This is a genomic window from Comamonas kerstersii, from assembly GCF_002056725.1.
Classification (GTDB): domain Bacteria; phylum Pseudomonadota; class Gammaproteobacteria; order Burkholderiales; family Burkholderiaceae_C; genus Comamonas; species Comamonas kerstersii.
In genome coordinates this window covers 1,441,017-1,459,604 of sequence record NZ_CP020121.1, presented here as the reverse complement: position 1 = coordinate 1,459,604, position 18,588 = coordinate 1,441,017, and the positions used below count along the sequence as shown (strand labels likewise).

Genomic DNA, 18,588 nt, shown 5'->3' with positions numbered 1-18,588 from the left:
TGTGCTTCTCCTTGCTTGCGCATCATGAGGAGATACAACGAGGATGAAGGCATGAACCAAGATCCCAACTTCTGGACACAGTGGCTCCCCGCTTCGCTGGAGCTGCATACCCTGCAATGGGCCACCTTGCTGGCTGCCGCCGCACTGCTGGGCTATGTGCTGCAGCGCCACTGGCACATTCCCAAAGTGGTGGGCTATGCCCTCGTAGGTTCTGGCGCAGGGCTGCTGGGGCTGGGCCACACCCTGTGGCCCGTGCAGGGCGGCATTCTGCTGCTGTTGCAGCTGACCATGTCTGTGGTGCTGTTTGAGTGCGGCGGCCGCATCACGCTGCGCTGGTTCCGCCACAACCCCATGGTGCTGGTGCAAAGCCTGCTGGAAGCGGGGCTGACCTATGGCGCCGTGTTCTGGTCGCTGCGTGCCCTGGGCCTGGAGCCCACTAACGCCTGCGCGCTGGGCCTGATTGCCATGGCGGCCTCGCCCGTGGTGCTGGCCCGCGTGGTGCAGGACATACGCGCCAGCGGCCACGTGACGGACCGCGCACTGGTGCTGGCGACGCTGTCCACCTTCTACGCCCTGATGCTTGGCTGTGTACAGGTGCAGTGGCTGGCACAGGATGCTGCAGCCCCCTGGTGGCAAGGTATCTGGCCCGCTGCACAGGTGCTGCTCAGTTCTGCTGCCGTCGCGCTGGTGCTGTGTGCCGTCATGCGGCTGGCCCTGAGCTGGATGAGCCCGCTGAGCGAAAGCACATCGCTGCTGCTGCTGTGCCTGATTGCGGCAGGAACAGCCATTGCCGAGCTGATCGGTGGCTGGGCACCGCTGACAGCCCTGCTGGCCGGCATGCTGCTCAAGCAGTGGCAGCTGCGCCCCTGGACCTGGCCACGCCAGCTGGGCACGGCCTCATCGCTGCTATCCCTGCTGATGTTTGTGCTGGTTTCGGCCATTGCCGCGCAGGTGGCGTGGACAGCCTCCATGGCCGCGGCTGTGGTGGTGCTCATCGTAGTGCGCCTGCTGGCCAAGGCAGTGGGCGTGGGGCTGGGCAATATGGGCAGCGGTGCCAGCTGGCATCAGGCCGTGTGGGTGGCAGGGGCCATGATGCCCATGTCGGCCGTCGCCCTGCTGCTGACCCTCAAATTCATCGCCGCTGCGCCAGATGCGGCGCAGGCACTGATCGCAACGGCCATGCCCGCCATCTGGGTGCTGGAACTGGCCGGAGCCATCGCCGTAGCCCTGTCGCTGCGTCGTGCAGGGGAAACCGAGGCCCCGGCGCGCGTGCCAGTGGCCCAATCACCTCGCAGCGGAGACTGACAACATGCCTCTGGAACACTTCTCCCCTTCCTTGCCCCTGACTCTGGGGGTAGAACTGGAACTGCAGCTGGTCAACACCCACGACTACAACCTGGCGCCTTACGCCATGGACATGCTGCGCCTGATGGAAAAGCAGCAGCTGCCGGGCAGCGTCGTGCCCGAGATGACGCGCAGCATGATTGAGGTCTCCACCGGCATCTGCCACAGCGCGTCCGAAGTGCTGAGCCAGCTCACCCCCATTCGCAATGCGCTGGTGCAGTGCGCGGACAAGCTCAACATCGCTGTCGTCGGTGGTGGCACCCACCCGTTTCAGGAATGGCACCAGCAGCGCATCTACGACAAGCCACGCTTTCATGAGCTGTCGGCGCTGTATGGCTATCTGACCAAGCAGTTCACCATCTTCGGCCAGCACATCCACATTGGCTGCCCCGATGCAGACGCCGCCCTGCTCATGCTGCACCGCATGAGCCGCTACATCCCGCACTTTATTGCGCTGTCAGCCTCCAGTCCCTTTGTACAGGGGCATGACACAGCGTTTGACTCAGCGCGGCTGAATTCGGTGTTTGCCTTTCCGCTGTCAGGCCGTGCGCCCTGCGTGCTGACGTGGCAGGCCTTCGAAGCCTATTTCGACAAGATGACGGCCACCGGCGTGGTCAAGAGCATGAAGGACTTTTACTGGGACATCCGGCCCAAGCCAGAGTTCGGCACCATCGAGATCCGTGTGTTCGACACCCCGCTGACCATTGAGCGCGCCGCAGCACTGGCGGGCTATGTGCAGTCGCTGGCGGCGTGGATGCTCGATACCCAGCCCTTTGTGCCCACGGAAGATGACTATCTGGTCTACACCTACAACCGCTTTCAGGCCTGCCGCTTCGGGCTGGAAGCCGTGTATGTGGAGCCCGGCAGCGGCCAGCACATTCCGCTGGCCGAGCACATCTGCCAGACCATGGAACGCATTGCGCCCTACGCTGTGCAATATGGCGCAACGCCTGCGCTGCAGATGCTGCACAACGACGTGTCAACCAGTCACAATGACGCACGTTGGTTGCGGGAACGCCAGGCCCGGGAGCAGTTGCTGGGCGAAGTCACGCGTCAGGCCTCCCGGCGTTTTCGCGGCGAAGCCCTTTGAAAAGCAAAAACAGTAGCTGCTACGGCTTGAAAAACAACCACTTCAGCATACTTTCATGCTGAAAGCATTTAAAAATCAGCGCTAGGCGCTCCTATTTTCATCATGGGTGAATTTGAACTGATCCGCAGCTTTTTCCAGCGCCCGGTGCGCCGCTCCCCACTCGGCGTGGGTGACGACTGCGCACTGCTGGCCCCTGCACCAGGCATGCAGCTGGCGGTCTCTACCGACATGCTGGTGGAGGGTCGCCACTTTCTGGCGGATGTGAACCCCCAGCTGCTCGGCCACAAGGCGCTGGCCGTCAACCTCAGCGATCTGGCTGCCAGCGGCGCCAAGCCACTGGCCTTCACGCTGGCGCTGTCCATGCCGCGTGCCGATGCCAACTGGTGCCAGGCCTTTGCCGAAGGCCTGTTTGCCCTGGCCGATCAGCACGAGTGCGAACTCATAGGCGGCGACACCACACAGGGGCCGCTGAACATCTGCATCACCGTGTTTGGTGAAGTGCCTGCGGGCCAAGCCCTGCTGCGCCGGGGTGCACAGCCCGGAGATGACATCTGGGTCAGCGGCTCGCTCGGCGATGCACGGCTCGCGCTGGACGCCCTGCTGCGCCAGCACGCCCTGCCCCCTGCCGTGCTGAGCCAGGCTCGCCAGCGGCTGGAGCAACCCACGCCGCGCGTGGAGCTGGGCATGGCACTGCGCGGCATTGCCAGCAGCTGTCTGGACATCAGCGATGGTCTGCTGGGCGATCTGGGCCACATTCTGGAAGCCAGCGGCGTAGGCGCACGCATTGATGCCAACATCACCCGCAACCTGCTGCAGGCCCGCCGCCACCCCATGATGGCGGCGCTGGCCATCAGCCGCATTGATGCCTGTACCCTGGCCGGTGGCGATGACTATGAGCTGTGCTTTACCGCACCCTCCAGCGCACAGGCTGCCGTGCGGGATGCCGCCGCACAGGCTGGTGTGCCCGTGACCTGCATTGGCCGCATCGAGGCCGAGCGCGGCGTTCGCGTCATGGCACCCGGTGGCCAGCAGCTGCCACTGCGCTTTTCCAGCTTTGACCACTTCGCCTGAAGCACCGCAGGCGCGACTTCTACAATCCGCCCATGGAACCTATTACCGATGTGGAGCCCAAGCACTCCACCGCAGCTGAAGGCGCGCCCATCCGGCCCACCGTGCGTTTTTTGCTGCAGCACCCTGCCCACCTGATCGCCATCGGCTTTGGCTCAGGCCTGAGCCGTGTCGCACCCGGCACCGTAGGCACGATGTGGGCATGGCTGGCCTATCTGGTGCTGCAGCAATGGCTGAGCACGGCACAGCTGGGCTGGCTGATCGCCATCAGCATTCCCGTGGGCTGGTGGGCCTGCACCGTCACCGCACGCCATATGCGCGTGCCAGACCCCGGCTCCATCGTCTGGGACGAAGTCGTCGCCATGTGGATCGTGCTGTGGCTGACCATGCCCATGGGCTTCTGGGGACAGCTGACCGCTTTTGCACTGTTTCGCTTTTTTGATGCCGTCAAGCCGCAGCCCGTCAAATGGGCAGACCGCCTGTTCAAAGGCTTTGGCCCCAAGGGGGGCTGGGGCATCATGTTTGACGATCTGGTCGCCGCGTTCTGCACCTTGCTGGTCATGGCGCTGTGGCGACACTTTGTGGGATAAGCCATGTCTTGCGACCCCAACCTGCTCCCCATCCTGCAGCAACTGGCCGATGCCCTCCAGCAGCGCGGCTGGATGCTGGCCACGGCAGAAAGCTGCACCGGCGGCATGATTGCCGCAGCCTGCACAGAATTGCCGGGCTCCAGCAACTGGTTTGATCGCGGCTTTGTCACCTACTCCAACGACGCCAAAACCGAGATGCTGAGCGTGCCTGCTGCCTTGATTGCAGAACACGGAGCGGTGAGCGAAGCCGTGGTGCGAGCCATGGCAAAAGGAGCCATTACACATTCCAAGGCACAAGTGAGTGTGGCCGTCAGTGGTGTGGCTGGGCCTGGTGGTGGAACGCCGGAGAAACCTGTGGGGACGGTGTGGGTGGCGTGGCAAATAGCCGATCAGACTTATAGCCAATGCGTGCAGTGGGAGGGTGATCGATTGGCAGTACGCCAACAAACTACACACCATGCACTGCAGCAACTGCTGCTGTACTTGCTGCAGGCTCAATAAACCAGCTCTGCAGCACCGCCACAATTGAGCTGTGCACCATATTCAGCTCCCGCCAGCACTTGGGTCTTGAATCCGCCCAATCTTAAAAGTGCTCGGCACATTTCTGCACTGGTGGCTCAGCCAGCATCCTGGCAGCATCGCTGCCTAGTGCCCCATCTGCCAGCCGCGACGCCATGGAGCCGTGTCAGCAATTACTCATAAAATCCGCGTCTTTGTAAGCATCTGTCTTACAAGAGACAATGCCAACCTTCTATCCACACCGTCCTTCGAAAGTGCATCCATGTTCCTAGCCTTTGTGCGTCCCTTGCTTGGCAAGCCTCTCGTGCGCTGTGCATGGCTACGCCCAATGTCCGTGGCAGCGGTCATGTGTGCTTCGCTACTCAGCCATGGGGGGGCACATGCAAGCCCTGCTGCCGTTGATGAAGTGCAGCAATTGATGGAAAAAGGGCAGCTCAGCGCTGCCGCCCAGCGTGTACAAGCCCAGCTCAAAAAAGACAGCAGTGATGTGCAGTTGCGGTTTCTGCAGGCAGTGATTGCGGCTGAGCAAAAAAAATACGATCAGGCCATCCGGCTGTTTACCGCGCTGACCCAGGACCATCCCACGCTGCCCGAGCCCTATAACAATCTGGCGGTCATTTATGCCTTCCGGGGAGAGGACCGCAAGGCAGCCCAGGTGCTGGAACAGGCCATACGCACCAATCCCAGCTATGCCACGGCCCATCAGAACCTGGGTGATGTCTATGCACGCATTGCCAATGAAGCCTATGCCAAGGCCTTGCAGCTGGACAATGCCCAGAAGGCGGAAAAGCCCAAGCTGACGCTGATCTCACGCATTGCCACACCTGCTGCCACGGCCAGCACTCTGCCTGCCCCCACAGCAGCGGCTGTCACCATCGCTGCAGCCACAGCACCAGTGCCAACACCAGTGCCTGCTCCGGCTCCGGCTCCGGCACCTGAACCCGCACCGACTCCTGCACCGGCTGCTCCTATCACGACCACGCCAGCACCTGCAGAACCAGCAGCAACGGCTGCCCCCCCTGCAGCGCCTGCTCCTGAACCCAAGCCTGCTGCAACACCTGCCAAGGCTGCTGCAGACAGCGCCCCCGAGCACAATGCCCGCAAGGCACAGGCTGCCGAGCAGGAGCGCCAGGCCATGAAAGCGGTGGAAAAAGCCGTGACTGCCTGGGCTTCGGCCTGGGAGCAGCAGAACATGACAGCCTACTACGCCGCCTACAGCAACCACTTTGACCCGCAAGGCATGAGCCTGTCTGCATGGAAAGCAGAGCGCAAAAACCGCATCGTCGGCAAGTCCGCCATCTCTGTGAAAATCAGCGACCTCAAGATCACTGTCAACGGAGACCGCGCCTCCGCCAGCTTTCGGCAGCAATATTCTTCTGGCGGCTACAGAGCCTCCACCAACAAGACACTGCGTATGCAAAACGAAGGAGGCAAGTGGCGCATTACTCGAGAAGAAACTGGCCGTTAATGTTGCGTAATTTGAATCTTTCACGCCTGCAGCGCAGCTTGCGCATGCTCTTCTCGGCACTGGTGATTGCTGGTACATGCACCGGGCTTCAGGCCGCGGACGACAGCAGCACATCGCCCGAACAACTCGTACAGGCTGAAAAGCGCCTGGTGGAAATCCTGGCGAAGATCGAGCGCCACGAAATCAATGAAGCCTTCCGCGCCGTCAAGGCATTGACGGAGGAAGTCCCGAACTTCCGCGCTGCACAGCTGCTGTATGCCGACATGCTGCGCCTGCGCACGGGCAGTGCCCCTATCGGCGAGCAGCTCGCACGCTCGCAGGCCACGCCCAGCAAACAGAACATTGGCGTTGCCGACAAGAACATTGCACCTGCCGAGTTCTACCAGGGCCTGCAAAGCGAGCTGCAGCGCAGACGCCAGGCCCTGCTGGATGCACCTCCGGAAGGCAAGATCCCCAGCAGCTTCATGCGCCTGAGCCCCAGCGTACGCCATGCAATTGCGGTGGATGCCAGCAAGTCACGCCTGTACGTGTTTGCCAATCGCCCAGAAGGCGTGCAGCTCATCAGCGACTTCTACGTCACCATTGGCCGCAACGGCGTGCACAAGCGTGTCGAGGGCGATCAGCGCACGCCGCTGGGCGTCTACTTTGTGGGCCGCCAGATCCCCGGCGAGAAGCTGCCTGACCTGTACGGCAAGGGCGCGCTGACCGTGAACTACCCCAATGACTGGGACCACATGCTGGGCCGCACCGGCAGCGGCATCTGGCTGCATGGCGTGCCCTCGGACCAGTTTGCACGCGTGCCCCAGGCCAGTGATGGTTGCGTGGTGCTCTCCAACCCTGACATCGCCTTTCTGATGGCGTCCATCGACCGGCGCACGCCCGTGCTCATCACGGAGAAGCTGGACTGGGTCGCGCCCTCATGGACGGAACACCCTGACAGCTTCACGCAGGAGCTGGAGCGCTGGCAAACCGCCTGGCAGCAGGGTGACACCAGCAGCCTCAAGGCGCTGTACAGCCCGGAGCTGACGGAAGATGGCGCGGCTTTCACCCAGCGCAAACGCCGTCTGCAGAGCATGGGTGCACTGTCTGACAAGGCCACCAAAGACGCATCGATCTACCAGTGGCAGGAAGATGCAGGAGAGATTCGCATCGTCAACCTGCATGTAGCCCAGGGCAGCACCGCCACCGTGCGCCAGTACTGGCGCAAGCAGGATGGCCGCTGGCAGATTTTTTCGGAAGACATGCTCAGCTGAAGCTGCGCCCGCTCCATAAACAAAGCCCGCGTCTGCGGGCTTTGTTTATGGGCAATCTGCAAGCCGTGCCTCAGGTCTTCATGCGCTGAATCAGGCGCTGGCTGTTGGCATTCATGCCCAGCAGCTCGACCGTGCAGCCATGCTGCTGCAGACGCTCCACCACCTTGTCCAGCGCGCCGATGGCGGTGATGTCCCAGAAGTGTGCGCCGCTCACATCAATGCGCACAGGGCGCCCCGCCACGGCCAGCACATCAAACTGCTCGACCAGCGCATCGGCCGATGCAAAAAACACCTGCCCGCTCACATACCAGGTGCGCGTGCCCGTGGCTGCATCGTCTTCGTGGCGTACCTGCAGCATGCCTGCGACCTTGAAGGTAAAGAACACACCAGACAGCAGTACCCCGGCGATCACGCCTGCCGCCAGATTGTGGGTAAAGACGGTGATGACCACGGTGGCCAGCATCACGGCACTGGACAGGCGTGGATAGCGCACCAGATTGCCGACGGACTTCCAGTCAAAAGTCGAGGCCGACACCATCACCATGATGGCCACCAGCGCCATCACCGGCACCTGCGACACCCAGGGCTTGAGCAGCACCATCAGCACCAGCAGAAACACGCCAGCGAACAGCGTAGACAGGCGGCCACGGCCCCCGTATTTCACATTGCCCACGGCCTGGCCGATCATGCCGCAGCCCGCAATGCCGCCAAACACGCTGGAGGCCATATTGGCCAGCCCCAGCCCCGTGCACTCGCGGTTCTTGTTGCTAGGGGTGCCCGTCATTTCATCGACCACGGCCGCCGTCAGCACCGACTCCAGCAGGCCGACCATGGCAATGGCCAGCGCAGGCAGCATGATGATGCGCAGCGTATCCAGCGTGGCGGGCACCTCAGGCAGGCCAAACAAGGGCAGCGCATCGGGCAGCTTGCCCAGATCAGCCACGGTGGCTACAGGCAGACCCAGCATGGAAGCCACCACGGTGAGCAGCACCACGCAGATCAGCGGCGATGGAATCAGCAGCAGCGCCTTGAGCTGCAGGCGCTGCCCCAGCCATGGCAGACCGTAGATGATGAGCAACCCGGCAGCCAGCATGGCCCAGGTGGCCGTATTGGCGCCCTGCAGATGCGGCAGCTGCGCCGCAAAAATCATGATGGCCAGCGCGTTCACAAAGCCGGTGCGCACCGAGCTGGAGACAAAGCGCATCAGCATGCCCATCCTGCACAGGCCAAAAACGATTTGCATGGCACCGGCCAGCAAACCGGCCGCAAACAGATACTGAATGCCGTGCGAAGCCACCAGGGGCGCAGCCACCAGCGCCACAGAACCCGCAGCTGCTGACACCATGGCCGGACGCCCGCCAAACACGGCAATCACGATGCTGATCACAAACGAGGCAAACAGGCCCACCGATGGGTCCACCCCCGCCACAAACGAGAAGGCGATCACCTCAGGAATCAGCGCAAACGTTGCCACAGCACCGGCCAGCAATTCACGCGGAATGCTGGGTGCCCACTCCATGCGCAGCCGGTTCAGCAAAGACAAAGACATACAGAGAGCCAATCAAGCAATGAGGAGCGTGATGGTAGAGCTTTGCCGGGCATCACGCCGACTTACAAAAACAAGAGCTGCCAGCGCTTGAAATACAAGGGATTCGGATAGAAAACTATCTAAAACCTTTGCAAATCAAGCGCTGGCAGCTCTATTTTCTGGAGTGCCAGAGTATTCAGAAGGGCTAACTCAGGCCATCCAGCGTTGCGGAAACCACGCAGCAAATCGAAGATTTGCGTTGGAGACGAGGCGCGAAACCACAGACAGTACAAGGCGTACGGCAAGGCTTCGCAACGACGTATCCAGCGTGGGGGTCGCAGCGCTTAGGCGCCGCAGCACTTCTTGAACTTCTTACCGCTGCCGCAGCTGCAGGGATCATTGCGGCCAGGCAGATCGCCCTTGACGATGGTCTCCACGCGGGGGCCCATGCTGCGCCACAGCTGGCGCAGGTCGTACACGGCCCAGATGGCTTCGCCAAAGGCGTCCAGACGGTCCTGGCTGGTCGATGCGGGGCCTGCTTCGTCATACAGGTTCAGCTCGGGCTCGCCATCGTCGTCTTCGGTCAGGTTGACGATGAACTCCATGGCTGCGTCCAGCATCTGCGCCGCTTCCTTGTCGCGGGGAGCTGCCCATTCTTCGGCCCAGTTTTCCACCACAAACATAAAGCCCAATGCCCAGACCTGTGCCAGCGAAGGCACTTCCTCGTCCGCCAGCTCGGCACGCTCGGCCTCGGGCAGCAGCAGCAGGGCACCACGGGTGTCCATGATTTCAGGCTGGAAGGCGGCTTCGTCCTGCAGCGACTTGATGGGTGCATCCAGCTGCTCGCGGATTTCTGCCAGACGCAGCTGGGCCAGTTCCAGGAAACGTGCCTGCTGGGCTTCGTCCTTGAAGACGTCCAGCTTGGGCAGGGGCTGGCCTTCGGCCACTTCCAGGGTCTCGCCATCGCCCAGCAGCATGGGCAGCCATTCAGCGACGGGAATCTCACGGCGTGTGCAAACCACAGCCGCCAGGAAACCATCGCAGAACTCCCACTGTGGAATCTCATCTTCGCGGGTGCGCAGGTCTTCGAGCATGTTGTCCAGCTCTTCGAGCATGTCCGTGCTCAGCGCGGTGTGGGCTTCCACAGCTTGGTTTTCGGTGTTTTCCATGGTGTACTCAAAATAGTTAGCGGGCACAGGGCCCATGCACGAATTCGGCGGTCTCCTGCATGACGCAAACGCCGACATTCGCACAATCAGTGCAAAAGGGCGGGACATGCATGCCTGTGGCATGCGCGGCCGATGTCGGGCAGTGTAGTCCGTGCGCCAAGTCCGTGCCCGTTACACAGGAGTTGTCTGCATGTCCACTGGTTCTTCCTCTCGCGTAAGACTTTTCCCCATCCGCTACACCGTCTGGGCGCTGTGCATGCTGGCCAGCGTGCTGGGGCTGGCGGCGGCGCTGGCCTGGGGCGGCTGGTGGTGGCTGCTGCCTGCGGTAGCCATCGCCCTCAGCGCGCTGGGCTGGGTCGATGTGCAGCAGACGCGCCATGCCATCTTGCGCAACTATCCGGTCATTGGTCACATGCGTTTCTGGCTCGAATACATACGCCCCGAGATGCGCCAGTACTTCATCGAAGGCGACCATGAAGCCCTGCCCTTTTCCCGCGCCCAGCGCTCGCTGGTCTACCAGCGCGCCAAGGGCGAGCCAGACAGCCGCCCTTTTGGCACGCTGCTGGATGTGTCTGCCAATGGCTATGAATGGGTGAACCACTCGCTCACGCCCACCAAGCTGAGCACCCAGGACTTTCGCGTCTGGATTGGTGGCGAGCCCGGCCAGCCCCTGCCCGGCAAGGAGGTCTGTACCCAGCCCTACCACGCCAGCATCTTCAACATCTCGGCCATGAGCTTTGGCGCACTCTCGGCGAATGCCATCCTGGCGCTGAATCTGGGCGCACGCACCAGCGGTTTTGCACACGACACGGGGGAAGGTTCGATCAGCAAATACCACCGCGAGCATGGCGGTGACCTGATCTGGCAGATTGCCTCCGGCTACTTTGGCTGCCGCAACCCCGACGGCACGTTCAGCGAAGAACGCTTCATCGAAAACGCACGTGACCCGCAGGTCAAGATGATTGAGCTCAAGCTCAGCCAAGGCGCCAAGCCCGGCCACGGTGGCATGCTGCTGGGCGCCAAGGTCACGCCGGAAATTGCTGCTGCACGCGGCATTCCCGTGGGGCAGGACTGCATCAGCCCCAGCACCCACAGCGCGTTTCATACGCCACTGGAGCTGATGCAGTTTCTGGGCAGGCTGCACCGCCTGTCCGGTGGCAAGCCTGTGGGCATCAAGCTCTGCGTAGGCCACCCCTGGGAATGGTTTGCCATGGTCAAGGCCATGATGGAAACCGACATCACGCCCGACTTCATCGTGGTGGACGGTGCCGAAGGCGGCACGGGTGCAGCCCCTGTCGAATTCACCGACCACGTAGGCGTGCCGCTGCAGGAAGGCCTGCTGCTGGTGCACAATACGCTGATCGGCGTGAACCTGCGCCACCGCATCAAGCTCGGAGCCGCAGCCAAGGTGATTACGGCGTTTGACATTGCCCGCATGATGGCGCTGGGCGCCGACTGGTGCAATGCAGGGCGCGGTTTCATGCTGGCGCTGGGCTGCATCCAGGCCCAGACCTGCCATACCGGTCACTGCCCCACGGGCGTCACCACACAGGACCCACTGCGCCAGAAAGCGCTGGTGGTGCCCGACAAGGCCACACGCGTGGCCAACTTTCACCGCAACACCATGCATGCGCTCAAGGAGCTGGTACAGGCTGCCGGGCTGCACCACCCCAACGAAATCACGGCCCACCACATCGTGCGCCGCACCAGCGACTCGCAAGTCCACCAGCTGGCCAACACCATCTTGCGCGTACAGCCCGGTGCCCTGCTGGGCCCGCTGGACGAACAGCACAATGTGTTCAAAAACTACTGGCCCCGTGCCAGCGCGCAAAGCTTCCAGATTGCGCCCCCACCGCTGCAGCCCTCGGCTGCCGCCCCCAAAGAACAAGGCACAATCACCGGCTAGACCTTGGAGCGCACGCCTGCCTGGCGCTCGCGCTCATGCCCTGTTTGCTCTGCCCGACCGTGCCTGTGCCAGCTACCCACTCTTCCATGGATTACCTCGCTTTTCTTCAAGCCCATGTGCGCAGCCAGCCGCACAGCGTCATGCGCTATGACGAGGGAGAAGAAAGCCTGTGGGTCAAACGCGCAGGCGCACTCAACCCGCAGTGGCGCTACCGCGTGCTCGGGGCCTTGGCCCGCGTCTTCAAGATGCCAGTGCTCAGCCCCGTGCCCAACCCCGGCGGCAAAGTCGCCGTCGCCACCGAGGTGCGCCGCCTGCAGGACTTTGCCGCACGCGGCCTGCGTGCGCCACAGGTGCTGGCATCTACAGAGGATGGCTTTGTCATGCGCCACCTGGGCCAGCCCGGCGAAGACACTCCCAGCCTTGGCAATGCCATGGAAGATGCCATCGCGCGGGGCCCCAATGCCGTGCTGGCGCTGTGGAAGCAGGGTCTGCAGGCCATCAGCAAAGTCCACCGGGCAGGCTCCACACTCAGTCAGGCCTTTGCGCGCAACCTGGTGCGCTGCCCCGATGGGGTGATTGGCTATATCGACTTTGAGGACGACCCGGCCGCCCACCTGCCCCTGCCCATCTGCCAGGCACGGGATGCGCTGTGCTATGCCCACTCCACGGCCTGGATTCTGGCCAAGGCCGACGCGCTGGCTGAAGGCCACAAACACTGGAAGGCCTGGGTGCAGACGCTGTCACCTGAAACCCGTGACGTGCTGCAGCACTCGATTGCCCGCCTGGCATGGGCCGGTCGCCTGCCCATGGACCGCAAGCTGGGCCGCGACGGCCAGCGCATTCGCATGGCTTTTGAGCTGATCCGCGCTGACCGATAACGCAGCTAAAAAAAGATAGCTGCCAGCGCTTGCTGCATCAGCGCTAGAGCCAAAAAAACCTCTTCAAGCTGATATACCCCGCAAGTTTTTATGTCTTTCTCACCAAACTAGCGCAGGCACGTGAACACCGCAGTATGATTGCGCCCATCGGTTCAGTTGTTGCAGTGCAGCAGCCGACCACCAGAATTACCGCGAGGTGGAGCAGTCTGGTAGCTCGTTGGGCTCATAACCCAAAGGTCGTTGGTTCAAATCCAGCCCTCGCAACCAATACAAAAGGCCCTGTGCAATGCGCAGGGCCTTTTTGTTTGCGCTGCCAGCCCCCCTCAGATCTGCAGCGGCGCTTCCTGCATAGCCTCGAGTTGCGCTTGCAGCACCGCCGTCTGCTCCAGCCAGTAGGCCTCTGTGCCAAACCATGGGAAGGCGCGCTGAAAGGCAGGGTCGCTCTGGCGCTGCGCCAGCCAGGCGCTGTAGTGGATGAGACGCAGCGTGCGCAGCGGCTCGATCAAGGCCAGCTCACGGCGGTCAAAGTCCCGGATCTGCTCATAGCCCTCCACCAGCGTAGACAGCTGCTGGCTGCGCTGCATGCGGTCGCCAGAGATGCACATCCACAGGTCTTGTATGGCTGGCCCCATGCGGGCGTCATCCAGGTCCACAAAATGCGGGCCGCCGCGCCCTTCTTCGTCCACCGGTGTCCAGAGGATGTTGCCGGGATGGCAGTCCCCATGCAGGCGGATGGCGTGGTACGGCGTGGCCTCCAGCACCTGCGCCGCCTGCGTCAGCGCCTGTTCGCACACGGGCTGCCAGCGTGCACGCACATAGGCCGGCATGTCTGCATGCGTCAGCAGCCACTGCATAGGCTCGTAGCCCATGCTCTGGGCATTGAGCACACTGCGGTACACAAAACGGCCCTGCGCCCCCACTACATGCAGACGTGCCAGAAACCGGCCCAGCCATTCCAGCGTGTCCCAGTCGTCCAGCTCCGGCATGCGCCCACCGCGCCAGGGGCTGACGCTGAAGGCAAAACCTGCATGCTGATGCAGCGTGCGCCCCTGCAGTACCCAGGGGGCCACCACCGGCACTTCAGCTTGCAGCAGCTCCTGCGCAAATGCATGCTCTTCCAGCACCTGCGCTTCGCTCCAGCGACCGGGCCGGTAGAACTTGGCCACCACCTTGTCACTGCCTTGCTCCGGCGCATCCAGACAGGCCTGATACACACGGTTTTCATACGAGCCCAGCGGCTGAAGACGCCCATCGGGCCACAGATCTACGCTGCTGAGCGCATCCAGCACGCAATCCGGGGTCAGTGCGTCATAGGGGTGAGGGGCAGAAGAAGAGGCAGTATCCATAAGCAGGCATTGTGCGCGTGGCGGCACTGCGCTGCCCACCCTCCCATAAAAAAAGGGTGCCGTAGCACCCTTGGTTACGCTGGTAAAGCGTCTCTGCTTAAGCCGCCTTGGCAGCCACTGCAGGGGCCTCTTCCAGTGGAGGCACGTTCTGGCCATCCAGCACTGCATTCAGGCGCTGCATGTCCACGCCCTTTTCCCAGCGCGAAACCACCACGGTCGCCACGGCATTGCCGATGAAGTTGGTGATCGAGCGGCACTCGGACATGAAGCGGTCCACGCCCAGGATCAGCGCCATGCCAGCCACAGGCACTTCAGGCACCACAGCCAGCGTCGCTGCCAGGGTGATAAAACCTGCACCAGTCACGCCCGCTGCGCCTTTGGAGGACAGCATGGCAACCAGCAGCAGCGCAATCTGGTGACCCAGCGTCAGCTCGGTATTGGTCGCCTGCGCAATGAACAGCGCAGCCAGTGTCATGTAGATGTTGGTGCCGTCCAGGTTGAAGGAGTAACCGGTAGGAACCACCAGGCCCACGACCGACTTCTTGCAGCCTGCATGCTCCATCTTGTGCATCAGGCTGGGCAGTGCCGATTCAGACGAGGAAGTGCCCAGCACCAGCAGCAGCTCTTCCTTCAGGTAGCGGATCAGCTTGATCACGGAGAAGCCGCAGGCACGCGCCACAGCACCCAGCACCAGCAGCACGAAGATGGCAGAGGTGATGTAGAAGGTCATCACCAGCTCGACCAGGTTCAGCAGCGAGCCCAGACCGAACTTGCCGATGGTGAAAGCCATGGCACCGAAAGCACCGATGGGAGCTGCCTTCATCACGATGTTCACCAGCTTGAAAATGGGCTTTTGCAGCGCTTCCAGGAAGTCCAGGATGGGCTTGCCAGCCTCACCTGTCATGGCCAGGGACACGCCAAACAGCACGGCCACCATCAGCACCTGCAGGATGTTGTCACCAATGAAAGGGCTGACCAGCGTCTTGGGGATGATGTCCATCACAAAGCCAGTCATGCTCATGTCGTGCGACTTGGCCACATAGCCCTGCACGGCCTTCTGGTCCAGATCGGCCACATTGATGTTCATGCCTGCACCAGGCTGGAACACATTGGCCACGATCAGGCCTACCACCAGCGCCAGGGTCGAGAAGGTCAGGAAGTACGCCATGGCCTTGCCGAACACACGGCCCACGGTGCTCAGGTGCGTCATGCCAGCGATGCCGGTGACGATGGTCAGGAAAATCACCGGCGCGATGATCATCTTGATCAGCTTGATGAAGGCATCACCAAACGGCTTCATGGCGGCGCCATATGCGGGCTCAAAGTAGCCCAGCAAGACACCGACCACAATGGCGAACACCACCTGGAAATACAGTTGGCGATAGAACGGCAGCTTGGGGGCTGCAGCTGCTTCAGCGGGGATAGCGTGCATGCTATGTCTTCCAGAAGTCCAAATAAAAATGCACCGTGCGGCGCAACTGTCGAGGTTGTACTGCTGGAGCGCCACGCTGCCGATAACCCATTGGTATTAGATGACCGGTTTTAGGCCCCAAATTGGCCAAAAATACGTAGAAATACGAACAGAATCAGGCGGTGGTATTGCAATGCCATGGGGCATCACGCCGCCAATCCGGGCACACTGCACCCATGTTTTCCCAACTCCGCCGCACCCGCTGGACCATCAGCATCCTGATCACAGGCACGCTGCTGAGCATGCTGATCGTGGGCTGGCTCACCTGGCGGCAGTCCCTGCGCCACGAGAGCGAATCGTTCCAGCGCCAGCTGGAAGTCCGTGCCCAGGCCCTCACCCAGCGTGTGGACCGCTTTCGCACCCTGCCCGAAGTGCTGTCGCTGGACCCCGAGCTGCGTGATGCCCTCTCCTGCCCTCTGAACGCAGCCGATGTAGACCGGCTCAACCGCAAGCTCGAACGCGCCAACGGGGCCAGCCAGTCTTCCACGCTGACGCTGATTGACCGTAACGGCCAGGCGCTGGCTGCCAGCAACTGGCACGAGCCGCAAAGCAATGTGGGCGAGAACTACAGCTACCGCCCCTACGTGCAGGACGCCCTGCGTACCGGCAGCGGACGCTTCTACGGCATTGGCACCACCACGGGCAAGCCCGGCTACTTTCTGTCCCGCGCCATCTATGACGATGAAGGCCAGGTGCTGGGGCTGATCGCCATCAAGATTGCCCTGCAGGAGCTGGAGCGCCAGTGGCCGCGCACCTCCGACATCGTGGTGGTTTCTGATGCCCATGGCGTGACTTTTCTGACCAGCCGCGAAGACTGGCGCTACCGCCTGCTGCGCCGCCTGACCGAAGCAGACATTGCCGAGCTGCAAAGCACCCGCCAGTACCAGGACGAAATACTCACGCCGCTGGATTACAAGGTCTACAAGCACCTGCCCAATGGCAGCCGCCTGGTGCACATCCAGGACCCGCAGGTGCCCAATCAGATGCTGCTGCAAAGCGTGAGACTGCCCAACAGCAACTGGCAGATGCATCTGCTGCACAACACGGGCTCCAGCGTCACCACCAGTCTGTGGGCGGCCATCGCTGCCGGCGGGCTGTGGCTCACAGGCAGCCTGCTGCTGCTCTATGTCCGCCAGCGCCAGCGCATTGCACGCATACGTCTGCGCAGCCGCCAGGAACTGGAGACCGTGCTCAAGCAGCATGCCCAGGAGCTACGCACCGCGCAGGACGGCATCGTGCAGGCCGCGCAGAAGGCCGACATGGGCCTGTCCCGCAGTCTGGAGCACCTGCCGCAGGGCGTAGTCATCATTGATGCCAATCTGAATCTGGTGGCCTGGAACTCGCGCTATGTCGAGCTGTTTCGCTATCCGTCAGAGTTGATGCAGGTGGGTACCCCCATTGAGGCGCTGCTGCGCTTTAACGCCCGGCGCGGCCTGCTCGGCCCGGCTCCGATGGAAGAAGCAATTCAGCGACGCCTGAACCATTTGCGCAGCGGCAAATCCCACCTGCACGAAAGTGAAAAAGGCGATGGCATGGTGCTGGAAATTCGCGGCAACCCCTTGCCCGATGGCGGCTTTGTGACCAGCTATGCCGACATCACCAGCTACAAGAACGCCGCGCGCGAACTGCGCTCACTGGCCGATGCGCTGGAGCAGCGCATCGAAGAGCGCACGCGCGACCTGGCCACGGCCAAGCGTGAGGCCGAAGAAGCCAACCGCTACAAGACCCGCTTTGTGAACGCAGCCGTGCATGACCTGCTGCAGCCGCTGAACGCCGCGCGCATGTTCACCAGCCTGCTGCCCACCCATGTGCATGACGAGGCCGGCCGCCGCGTGGTGGAAAACATTGATGCTGCGCTGACCTCGCAGGACGCCATCCTCACCAGCATGCTCGACATTGCGCGCATGGAGTCCGGCCAGCTGGAAACCCATGTGCGCGACTTCGCGCTCGACTCGCTGCTGCACGTGGTGCACAACAACTTTGCCATGCTGGCCGAAAGCGAAGGCCTGCAGCTGCGCACCCGCGCTGGCAGCTATGTGGTGCGCAGTGACGAGGCGCTGCTGCGCCGCATCATCCAGAACTTTGTCTCCAACGCCATCCGCTACGCCCGCAAGGGGCGCATTGTGGTGGGCTGCCGCCGCCAGGGGCGCTATGTACGCATCGAAGTCCACGACCAGGGGCCAGGCATTCCGCAGGCCCTGCAAAAGGAAATCTTCGAGGAATTCCGCCGCCTGGACGAAGGCCATGCCGATGACCGCGGCACCGGGCTGGGCCTGGCGATTGTGGAACGTCTGGGCAAGCTGCTGGGCCACGAAATCGGCCTGCACTCCACGCTCGGCAAGGGCAGCGTGTTCTGGGTAAAAGTGCCGCTGGGCAATGTGCAGGCCTTGCAGCCTACGGTGCAGCCCAGCGCCCCGACCCGCCAGGACGATGCACCCTTGCAAGGCGGCGTGGCCTGGTATGTGGATGACGACCCACAGACCTGTGCCGCCACGCGCGCCCTGCTGGAGCGCTGGGGCTGCGCCGTGCCCTATGCCGGCGGCCCGCACGATGCGCTGGCACGCGCCAATCCGGACAACGTGCCACAGCTGCTGCTGCTGGACGTGCACCTGGGCAATGACTTGTACGGCCCGGACCTGTACCCGCAGCTGTGCGAGAAATGGGGCCAGACCCCGCCCGTGATTCTGGTCACGGCCGAGCGCGATGCCTCGCTGCGCCGCCAGGCAGGTGAACGCGGCTGGGGCTTTCTGGCCAAGCCCGTGCGCCCGCCTGCCCTGCGTGCGCTGATGAGCCAGACTCTGCTGCGCATTCGTGAAGGTTAGGGCGTGTTCACATGAACATTGGGTTCGCTGCCCCTGATTATGGAGATCACAAATGGGGTTAAAGGCTTGGGGCGGTCTGCGTTGTTGCGGCGGCTTGCAAGGCGCTCGGCATTGCTGCGCCACCGCGCCTAGCATC

General features: G+C 62.5%; 14 protein-coding genes and 1 tRNA gene. 11 read left to right on the top strand and 4 right to left on the bottom strand.

What is annotated here, in order from left to right; all coding sequences use genetic code 11:
• The first annotated feature begins 51 nt into the window (after positions 1–51).
• The 7 genes from B5M06_RS06785 to B5M06_RS06755 all read left to right on the top strand — a co-directional run bounded on the left by B5M06_RS06785 (position 52) and on the right by B5M06_RS06755 (position 7,332).
• On the top strand, positions 52–1,305 hold the full coding sequence (locus B5M06_RS06785; RefSeq protein ID WP_054064995.1) for a cation:proton antiporter domain-containing protein: 1,254 nt from the start codon (positions 52–54) through the stop codon (positions 1,303–1,305).
• Positions 1,306–1,309: 4 nt separating this feature from the next.
• Positions 1,310–2,434, top strand: a complete 1,125-nt coding sequence (locus B5M06_RS06780) for a YbdK family carboxylate-amine ligase (protein ID WP_054064994.1) — start codon at positions 1,310–1,312, stop codon at positions 2,432–2,434.
• A gap of 102 nt (positions 2,435–2,536) precedes the next feature.
• Positions 2,537–3,505 (top strand): thiamine-phosphate kinase, encoded by a 969-nt coding sequence (gene thiL, locus B5M06_RS06775; protein ID WP_054064993.1) that lies wholly within the window; start codon positions 2,537–2,539, stop codon positions 3,503–3,505.
• Positions 3,506–3,537: 32 nt separating this feature from the next.
• Positions 3,538–4,092, top strand: a complete 555-nt coding sequence (locus B5M06_RS06770; RefSeq protein WP_054064992.1) for a phosphatidylglycerophosphatase A family protein — start codon at positions 3,538–3,540, stop codon at positions 4,090–4,092.
• Positions 4,093–4,095: 3 nt separating this feature from the next.
• Complete coding sequence (locus B5M06_RS06765; RefSeq protein WP_054064991.1) at positions 4,096–4,593, top strand: CinA family protein; 498 nt, start codon at positions 4,096–4,098, stop codon at positions 4,591–4,593.
• Between the two features lie 364 nt (positions 4,594–4,957).
• Positions 4,958–6,079, top strand: coding sequence for a nuclear transport factor 2 family protein (locus tag B5M06_RS06760; RefSeq protein ID WP_240184013.1), 1,122 nt, complete (start codon positions 4,958–4,960; stop codon positions 6,077–6,079).
• Positions 6,079–7,332, top strand: a complete 1,254-nt coding sequence (locus B5M06_RS06755) for a L,D-transpeptidase family protein (RefSeq protein ID WP_054064989.1) — start codon at positions 6,079–6,081, stop codon at positions 7,330–7,332. The genes B5M06_RS06760 and B5M06_RS06755 overlap by 1 nt, the downstream gene beginning before the upstream one ends.
• Before the next feature lie 70 nt (positions 7,333–7,402).
• Here B5M06_RS06755 and B5M06_RS06750 read toward each other — a convergent pair whose 3' ends face one another.
• The gene (locus tag B5M06_RS06750; protein WP_054064988.1) at positions 7,403–8,881 is read right to left on the bottom strand and encodes a SulP family inorganic anion transporter; all 1,479 of its coding nucleotides are present in this window, start codon (positions 8,879–8,881) and stop codon (positions 7,403–7,405) included.
• A gap of 323 nt (positions 8,882–9,204) precedes the next feature.
• Positions 9,205–10,029, bottom strand: coding sequence for a YecA/YgfB family protein (locus B5M06_RS06745; protein WP_054065014.1), 825 nt, complete (start codon positions 10,027–10,029; stop codon positions 9,205–9,207).
• 190 nt (positions 10,030–10,219) lie between these two features.
• Here B5M06_RS06745 and B5M06_RS06740 point away from each other — a divergent pair, with 190 nt between their 5' ends.
• The 3 genes from B5M06_RS06740 (at position 10,220) to B5M06_RS06730 (ending at position 13,080) form a co-directional block, all read left to right on the top strand.
• Positions 10,220–11,935 (top strand): FMN-binding glutamate synthase family protein, encoded by a 1,716-nt coding sequence (locus B5M06_RS06740; RefSeq protein WP_054064987.1) that lies wholly within the window; start codon positions 10,220–10,222, stop codon positions 11,933–11,935.
• Positions 11,936–12,021: 86 nt separating this feature from the next.
• Complete coding sequence (locus tag B5M06_RS06735) at positions 12,022–12,813, top strand: BUD32 family EKC/KEOPS complex subunit (RefSeq protein ID WP_420809976.1); 792 nt, start codon at positions 12,022–12,024, stop codon at positions 12,811–12,813.
• A gap of 190 nt (positions 12,814–13,003) precedes the next feature.
• Positions 13,004–13,080 (top strand) — tRNA-Met (locus B5M06_RS06730).
• Positions 13,081–13,136: 56 nt separating this feature from the next.
• Here the strand turns inward: B5M06_RS06730 and B5M06_RS06725 are convergent.
• Entirely contained in the window at positions 13,137–14,159 is a 1,023-nt protein-coding gene (locus tag B5M06_RS06725; protein ID WP_054064986.1) for a serine/threonine protein kinase, read from the bottom strand.
• 97 nt (positions 14,160–14,256) lie between these two features.
• Positions 14,257–15,591, bottom strand: a complete 1,335-nt coding sequence (locus tag B5M06_RS06720) for a dicarboxylate/amino acid:cation symporter (protein ID WP_054064985.1) — start codon at positions 15,589–15,591, stop codon at positions 14,257–14,259.
• A 215-nt stretch (positions 15,592–15,806) separates the two neighbouring features.
• On the opposite strand from B5M06_RS06720, the gene B5M06_RS06715 reads away from it, so the two are divergent.
• Positions 15,807–18,452 (top strand): hybrid sensor histidine kinase/response regulator, encoded by a 2,646-nt coding sequence (locus B5M06_RS06715; RefSeq protein ID WP_054064984.1) that lies wholly within the window; start codon positions 15,807–15,809, stop codon positions 18,450–18,452.
• Positions 18,453–18,588: the final 136 nt, after the last annotated feature.

Bases quoted from the DNA above. Each gene is read 5' to 3' on its own strand.
- B5M06_RS06725 (WP_054064986.1), bottom strand. From the start codon at position 14,159: ATGGATACTGCCTCTTCTTCTGCCCCTCACCCCTATGACGCACTGACC.
- B5M06_RS06765 (WP_054064991.1), top strand. From the start codon at position 4,096: ATGTCTTGCGACCCCAACCTGCTCCCCATCCTGCAGCAACTGGCCGAT.
- B5M06_RS06745 (WP_054065014.1), bottom strand. From the start codon at position 10,029: ATGGAAAACACCGAAAACCAAGCTGTGGAAGCCCACACCGCGCTGAGC.
- B5M06_RS06735 (WP_420809976.1), top strand. From the start codon at position 12,022: ATGGATTACCTCGCTTTTCTTCAAGCCCATGTGCGCAGCCAGCCGCAC.
- B5M06_RS06760 (WP_240184013.1), top strand. From the start codon at position 4,958: ATGTGTGCTTCGCTACTCAGCCATGGGGGGGCACATGCAAGCCCTGCT.
- B5M06_RS06755 (WP_054064989.1), top strand. From the start codon at position 6,079: ATGTTGCGTAATTTGAATCTTTCACGCCTGCAGCGCAGCTTGCGCATG.
- B5M06_RS06770 (WP_054064992.1), top strand. From the start codon at position 3,538: ATGGAACCTATTACCGATGTGGAGCCCAAGCACTCCACCGCAGCTGAA.
- B5M06_RS06715 (WP_054064984.1), top strand. From the start codon at position 15,807: ATGTTTTCCCAACTCCGCCGCACCCGCTGGACCATCAGCATCCTGATC.
- B5M06_RS06785 (WP_054064995.1), top strand. From the start codon at position 52: ATGAACCAAGATCCCAACTTCTGGACACAGTGGCTCCCCGCTTCGCTG.
- B5M06_RS06740 (WP_054064987.1), top strand. From the start codon at position 10,220: ATGTCCACTGGTTCTTCCTCTCGCGTAAGACTTTTCCCCATCCGCTAC.
- B5M06_RS06750 (WP_054064988.1), bottom strand. From the start codon at position 8,881: ATGTCTTTGTCTTTGCTGAACCGGCTGCGCATGGAGTGGGCACCCAGC.
- B5M06_RS06780 (WP_054064994.1), top strand. From the start codon at position 1,310: ATGCCTCTGGAACACTTCTCCCCTTCCTTGCCCCTGACTCTGGGGGTA.
- thiL (WP_054064993.1), top strand. From the start codon at position 2,537: ATGGGTGAATTTGAACTGATCCGCAGCTTTTTCCAGCGCCCGGTGCGC.
- B5M06_RS06720 (WP_054064985.1), bottom strand. From the start codon at position 15,591: ATGCACGCTATCCCCGCTGAAGCAGCTGCAGCCCCCAAGCTGCCGTTC.